The organism is Pontibacter rugosus, from assembly GCF_042678745.1.
Lineage (GTDB): Bacteria > Bacteroidota > Bacteroidia > Cytophagales > Hymenobacteraceae > Pontibacter > Pontibacter rugosus.
The window spans coordinates 1-6859 of the sequence record NZ_JBHTLD010000236.1; the positions used below are offsets into that span (position 1 = coordinate 1).

6 protein-coding genes are annotated in these 6859 nt (G+C 47.2%); 4 read left to right on the forward strand and 2 right to left on the reverse strand.

Features of this window, described 5'->3' with window-relative positions; all coding sequences use genetic code 11:
* Positions 1-91 precede the first annotated feature (91 nt).
* From rocF to ACFQ2O_RS18640, 4 genes are all read left to right on the forward strand, one after another.
* Positions 92-1063: an arginase gene (rocF, locus tag ACFQ2O_RS18625; RefSeq protein ID WP_377531472.1), complete on the forward strand. Its 972-nt coding sequence runs from the start codon at positions 92-94 to the stop codon at positions 1061-1063.
* Entirely contained in the window at positions 1063-2853 is a 1791-nt protein-coding gene (gene argS / locus ACFQ2O_RS18630) for an arginine--tRNA ligase (protein ID WP_377531474.1), read from the forward strand. The genes rocF and argS overlap by 1 nt, the downstream gene beginning before the upstream one ends.
* Positions 2854-2959: 106 nt before the next feature.
* Complete coding sequence (locus ACFQ2O_RS18635) at positions 2960-3571, forward strand: glutathione peroxidase (RefSeq protein WP_377531477.1); 612 nt, start codon at positions 2960-2962, stop codon at positions 3569-3571.
* A 99-nt stretch (positions 3572-3670) separates the two neighbouring features.
* Positions 3671-4615, forward strand: coding sequence for a 1,4-dihydroxy-2-naphthoate polyprenyltransferase (locus ACFQ2O_RS18640; RefSeq protein WP_377531484.1), 945 nt, complete (start codon positions 3671-3673; stop codon positions 4613-4615).
* A gap of 72 nt (positions 4616-4687) precedes the next feature.
* Here ACFQ2O_RS18640 and pncA read toward each other — a convergent pair whose 3' ends face one another.
* Positions 4688-5299, reverse strand: coding sequence for a bifunctional nicotinamidase/pyrazinamidase (gene pncA, locus ACFQ2O_RS18645; protein ID WP_377531479.1), 612 nt, complete (start codon positions 5297-5299; stop codon positions 4688-4690).
* Positions 5300-5307: 8 nt separating this feature from the next.
* Positions 5308-6774: a DEAD/DEAH box helicase gene (locus ACFQ2O_RS18650; RefSeq protein ID WP_377531482.1), complete on the reverse strand. Its 1467-nt coding sequence runs from the start codon at positions 6772-6774 to the stop codon at positions 5308-5310.
* Positions 6775-6859 lie beyond the last annotated feature (85 nt).

Sequence of the window (6859 nt, forward strand, 5' to 3'; positions counted from 1 at the left end):
TGAATTGATTTATTTTAATTCAGAATCAATAGCGTAGAAAAATAATTTTACATAGCGTTTCATCTGGTAGTAAAGAGTTAGTAGCTGACGCATGAAAAAAATAAAACTAATTGAAGTAAGGTCTGAGCTGGGGGCCGGCACACGTGGAGCCAGCATGGGGATAGAGGCGCTAAGAGTCGCTTGTTGGGACAAAGGGTCTGATTACTTTAAACGTTTTAATTCTGTCAGTGTACCAGACTTAAACTATACTTTGTTTGATCCGGATGTATTCCCGAACGCACACCGTATTGATAGTATCCTGACGGTACAGAAAAATATTGCCAGGGCAGTAGAGCAAACGGTAGCCATGGATATGTTCCCGTTGGTGCTGGCTGGCGATCATTCTAACGCACACGGTACCATTGCTGGTATAAAAGCAGCTTACCCCGATAAAACGCTGGGTGTGATCTGGATTGATGCACACGCAGATATTCACTCACCTTTTACGTCTCCATCAGGCAATGTGCATGGTATGCCGTTGGCCATGGCCCTGAATTTCGACAACCTGGACAGGCAGATTAATGAACCAGCACCTGAAGCAATCTTCTTCTGGAACTCGCTGAAGAAGCTGGGTTACAATGGGCCTAAGCTTAAGCCGGAGCACCTGGTATACATTGTGGTGCGCGATACTGAGGAGCCCGAAGAATACCTGATGAAAAAACATGGCATCAAGAATTTTACGTATGATGAGCTGAACAAGAAGGGCGTTCCGCAAGTAGCCAAGGAGACTTTGGAGCGACTAAAAGACTGTGATATACTTTATATCAGCTTTGATGTGGATAGCCTTGATTCTAAGTTTTCAAAAGGAACGGGCACACCCGTAGAAACAGGGCTTACTGTAAAACAGGCAAAAGAACTAAATTACCTGTTGCTGCAGGACCCGAGGGTGGTTTGCTACGAAATGACGGAAATCAACCCGACACTCGATACAGAGAATACCATGGCTGAAAATGCCTTCGATATACTAGAGACAGCCACAGAGGCTATCCTTAAAAAAGAATCTAACAGTACAGCTATACATTAATGCAACTTCAAGAAGCCATCAGCCAGCGCATCAGCGAGGCGCTACAGGCAGTGTTCCAGGTAACTGTGGATGCTGGGCAGCTAGCCTTGCAGCCTACCCGCAAAGAGTTTGCAGGTTCCTTTACCTTCGTTACCTTTCCTTATACCAAGCAGGTAGGCAAAGGCCCTGAGCAAATTGGCCAGGCGCTGGGTGAGTACCTGAAGGAGAATGCTAAGGAAATCAGGAACTTCAACGTTGTAAAAGGATTTCTAAATCTGGAAATAGAGGAGGCCGAGTGGCTGCACCTGTTCCGCGAAATTATGAGCAATCCTGATTACGGACAAGGTGAGGCAAGCGGCCGTAATGTCATGGTGGAGTATTCTTCTCCAAACACGAACAAGCCACTGCACCTGGGCCACCTGCGCAATAACTTCCTGGGGTATTCAGTGTCTGAGATTCTGAAGGCAAATGGCCATGATGTGATGAAGGTAAACCTGGTAAACGACCGCGGCATCCATATCTGTAAGTCTATGCTGGCTTATGAGAAAATGGGTAACGGCGAGACACCGGAAAGCAGCGGCATGAAAGGCGACCATTTGGTTGGAAAGTACTACGTGTTGTTTGACAAAGCTTATAAGGAGCAGGTAGAAGTATTGGCGGCAGAAGGTATGGAGAAAGAGGAAGCCAAGAAAAAGGCTCCACTCATGCTGGAGGCGCAGGATATGCTGTTGAAGTGGGAGCAGGGCGATGAGCAGGTAGTAGGCCTTTGGAAAAAAATGAACAGCTGGGTATATGCCGGCTTTGATGAGACATACCGCACCATTGGTGTTGATTTCGACAAATATTACTACGAGTCGCAAACGTATACTTTAGGTAAAGAGCGCGTAGAAGAAGGCCTGCAAAAGGAGGTATTCTTTAAAAAAGACAATGGTTCGGTTTGGGTTGATCTGACTGAAGAAGGGCTGGACGAAAAACTGTTGCTGCGTGCTGATGGAACATCTGTATACATTACCCAGGATTTGGGCACAGCAGAACTGAAGTATAATGATTTTCCGTACGACCAGTCGCTTTACGTGGTGGCCGATGAGCAGAACTACCACTTCCAGGTACTAAAGGCTACACTGAAGAAGCTAGGCAAACCTTATGCAGATGGTATTCATCACCTTTCGTATGGCATGGTAGACTTGCCTTCCGGTAAAATGAAGTCGCGTGAGGGTACTGTGGTGGATGCTGATGAGTTGGTGCAGGAAATGATTGATACGGCACGCCAGCAAACTGAAGAGCTAGGCAAAATTGAGGGCTTTACGCCGGAGCAGGCACAGGAACTGTACCATACCCTGGCGATGGGAGCTTTAAAGTACTTCCTGCTGAAGGTAGACCCGAAAAAGCGTATGCTGTTTAACCCGCAGGAATCTATTGATTTCCGTGGAAACACAGGTCCGTTTATACAATACACACATGCCCGTATCTCAGCTATACTTCGGAAGGCCGGAGAAATGGGTATCAGCTTGGATGCAACATCATTTGCAGATTTCAAAAACCTGCACGAAACGGAGCAGGAGGTAATTATACAACTGGTTAACTTCCCGGCTGTGGTAAAAGAGGCTGGTAACTTGTATGCGCCATCTGTTATTGCCAGTTATGCTTATGAACTTGCCAAATCCTATAACCGTTTCTACCAGGAGGTATCGATCTTTAACGAGACGGATGAGCAGGCGCGTAGTTTCCGTATTGCCTTATCGGCGATGGTAGCCCGTTTTGTGCGGGAAAGCATGAGCCTGCTGGGTATAGTGGTGCCAGAGAGGATGTAACAGCTTGGTGCTAAGTATAAGCCTGTAGCCACCTAACAATTTACAGCCTTGGCGGTTGTACCTGCTCAGGCTATACTTGCACTGCAATTTTCTAAATCACCTAAGTATGATTAAAAGATTTACGTATGCTCTTACATCAGCTGTATGGCTGGCCAGCTTGCTCCTGGTAGCAGTGGCCTGCCAGCAGGGAAACAATGCTAACCTAAAACCAGAAGCAATGGCAACAGAAACAACTTCCAACCCAAACGCACAGTCTAGCGATTTTTATGGTTTCAACATGAAAACACTGGATGGCAAGCAAGTGGATTTCTCGCAGTACAAAGGAAAAAAGGTGCTGCTTGTAAACACGGCCTCTGAGTGCGGCTACACAAAGCAGTACGAAGACCTGCAGAAACTACACGAGACATACGGTAATGATGTGGTGGTACTAGGCTTTCCTGCGAATAACTTTGGTGGCCAGGAACCGGGATCTAACGAGGAGATTGCCTCTTTTTGCCAGAAGAACTATGGCGTAAGTTTCACCATGTTTGAGAAAATATCTGTGGTAGGAGATGATAAAAGCCCGCTGTACGCATGGCTGGCACAAAAAGCTCCCAACCAGGAAGAACCAAACTGGAACTTCTGCAAGTATCTGGTTGACGAGCAGGGGCACGTAACGGCGTTCTATCCATCTAAGGTCAAGCCGATGGATGAAGAACTTCTGAGTGCACTTAAGTAAGAAGTATAAATAATGATTTTGCCTGGTGCAAGCGTCCGCTTGTGCTTTAAATAAAATAGCTTGACACAAGTAAATACCTGTGTCAGGTTTTAGCACAGTATATCAACGTTGAATACATCACAAAATTCAATATCCCCAAATCCAGGTCTTGTAAAGGCTTGGATTTCGGCTTTTAGGCCACGTACGCTGCCGCTTGCACTTTCCTGTATAGGTATGGGAGCATTTATGGCAGCAGCCAACGGCTATTTTAGTGCTGTGGTAGTGGCCTTGTGTGTGCTTACTACGCTTTTTTTGCAGATACTTTCCAACCTGGCTAACGACTATGGCGACTCCAAAAACGGGGCAGATAGTGTGCACCGGGAAGGGCCGATGCGGGCAGTACAGGCGGGGCACATTCAAGCAGAGCAAATGAAAAAAGGCATGCTGGTATTCAGTCTGCTTTCGCTGTTGTCAGGGCTGCTGCTGCTTTGGGTTGCTTTTGGCACAGAGGGATTAATGCTCTTTCTGGTGTTTTTAGGCTTGGGTTTGGCTTCCATCTGGGCAGCCATCAATTACACAGCCGGCGATAAACCGTATGGCTATGCTGGTCTGGGCGATATTTTCGTTTTTGTTTTTTTTGGTTTGGTTGGGGTCTTAGGTACTTATTTTCTGCAGGCACAGGAACTGCAAAGCTTGGTTATACTTCCGGCACTGGTCTGCGGCTTCTTCTCTACAGCGGTTCTCAACGTTAACAACATCCGAGATATTAACTCTGATAAATTGGCAGGAAAGCGGTCTGTACCTGTAAGGTTGGGGCAGAAAAAAGCACGTGTTTACCACCTCATGTTGCTCTTTGGCGGTGTGCTAAGTGCTTTTGCCTATGTATTATTTAACTACGAAAGCCCCTGGCAGTTTCTGTTTGTGCTTGCCCTACCGCTAGTGCTGGTAAATGGCGTAAATGTATGGCAAAAGCAAACTTCCAAAGAGCTCGATCCTTACCTGAAGCAAATGGCCATGACAACGCTGCTGTTTGTGCTGTTGTTCGGTATAGGGCAGGTGATATAACAGCAACCGTATAAAACAGAAAAGCCGTCTTTAGTTAAAGGCGGCTTTTCTGTTTTATACGGTTGCTGTTACTTAGGCCAGCAGTGACTGACTTTGAATTATATGTCCTCCACGTGCCTCAAGGTCGGCTTTAGCTATTTCAAATCCATTAGCGTCAATGGCCCGGACAGCATCCTCGATGTAATACACCTCAAAAGCCTCTGTAAGGGCGTCTTTGGCAGAAAAATAAACACAATAGTCTGCAGCAAGACCAACTAAGTATACTTCTGTTACGCCTTTGCCGCGTAGATAATCTGCTAATCCAGTAGATTTCAAGCGGCCATTATCATAAAAGCCGCTGTAGCTGTCTATTTCAGGGTTAGTGCCTTTTCTGAAGATAGCTTCAATACGTTTCTGGTCCAGCTTATCGGATAACGCTGCCCCAGGAGTACCTTGTACGCAATGGTCTGGCCACAGTACCTGCTCCAAGCCATTTAGGTCTATTACCTCGAATAGGTTTTTACCCAGATGTCTTGAGGCAAAGCTTTTGTGCCCTTCCGGATGCCAGTCCTGTGTGGCTACTACCAGATCGAACTGCGGCTGCAATCTATTTACAACAGGTATAATAGCATCACCATCGGCCACGGCAAGTGCTCCGCCTGGTAAGAAATCTACCTGAATATCTATCAACAATAAGGCACGCATTGCTAGCTTTATTCTTGAGGTGTAGCAGCAGGTGAGTTAGGCGCACTTGCGCTGCCTCCTTTGCCACGGTTGTTGTTTCTGTTACGGTTGCGGTTATTGTTGTTCCGCTTTCTAGGCTGCTGTTCTCCTGTGCCTTGCTCTTGCGGAGTGGCATTAGCGGCAGGCGTACCCTCTGTCGAGGCTGTTGCAGGTCTTTGCCCGTCACGGCTACGGTTACGGTTGCCACCGCTACCACCGCTGCGGCCTCTGTTTCTGTCGCCGCTACCAGATCCTTGTTTCGCGCCTCCTCTGGAGCGGTTACCACCGCTGCTGTGGCCATCTATACGTGTAGGGTTATAAGCAGGGCCAGGTCCGAAATCATCCGGCAAGGCAAGCTTCGGAAGTTCACGCTCAATCAAACGCTCTACCTTCTGCACACGGTACATATCTTTCTCGTTTACAAAAGTAATGGCCATGCCTGTAGAGGCGGCACGTGCCGTACGGCCCACGCGATGTACGTAATCCTCGGCATCCTGTGGCATATCAAAGTTAACTACATGGCTCAGGCTGTCGATGTCTATACCTCTGGAAAGGATATCTGTGGCAACCACAATCTGGTACTGCTTGTTTTTAAAGCCCTGAAGCGCCTTCTCGCGCTCATCCTGCGTCATGTCAGAAGAGATGCCCTCTGCTGTAAAGTTCATCTTCTTTAAAGAGCGAACAATCTGGCTGACGTTAGACTTGCGTGAAGTAAAGATAATCATGTTGAGTACATCCAGGCTGCGCAGCAGGTGTTCCAGCAGTGGAAGCTTCTGGTTATCGTATGTCAGGTACAGGCGCTGATCTATACCTTCTGCTGGCTTAGAGATAGCCAGATTCACCTCTGCCGGGTCTTGCAGAATCTGCTGTGCCAGGTCGCGAATCTTACGTGGCATGGTGGCAGAGAAAAGGAGTGTCTGTCGCTGCTTTGGTAACTGCTGAATAATTTTAAGCAGATCATCCATAAAGCCCATGTCCAGCATCTTGTCAGCCTCGTCGAGCACCAGGTGGTTTAGCTGGTCTAGTTTTACATAGCCCATGGCCATGTGCGAAATAAGGCGGCCAGGGGTGGCAATGATGATATCTGCACCAGTGGTAAGCGCACGCTTTTGCTGCTCCCAATCGTCTCCTTTGTTACCGCCATAAATAGCAATAGAGGAAACGGACGCAAAGTAACCAAATCCTTCTACCTGCTCATCTATTTGCTTGGCAAGCTCGCGGGTTGGCACCAAAATAAGTGTGCTGGTGTGTTCGTAGTTGCCATGAGAAATGCGGTCTATGAGGGGAAGCAAATAGGCCGCTGTTTTACCTGTGCCGGTTTGGGCGCAGGCAATCATGTCTTTTTTTTCAAGTATAAGTGGAATTGCTTGCTCCTGCACAGGAGTAGGCTTGTTATAGCCCATCGAGTCAATTCCTGTTAGCACGTCTTCGTGTAGGTTAAAAGAATGGAAGTCCAATGTTTCTAAAATTACAGTTTGATTACATGGCGGCCATCTTTATCCATCAGCCGCTTTTACACAGTAAATATACTACAAATAAAGC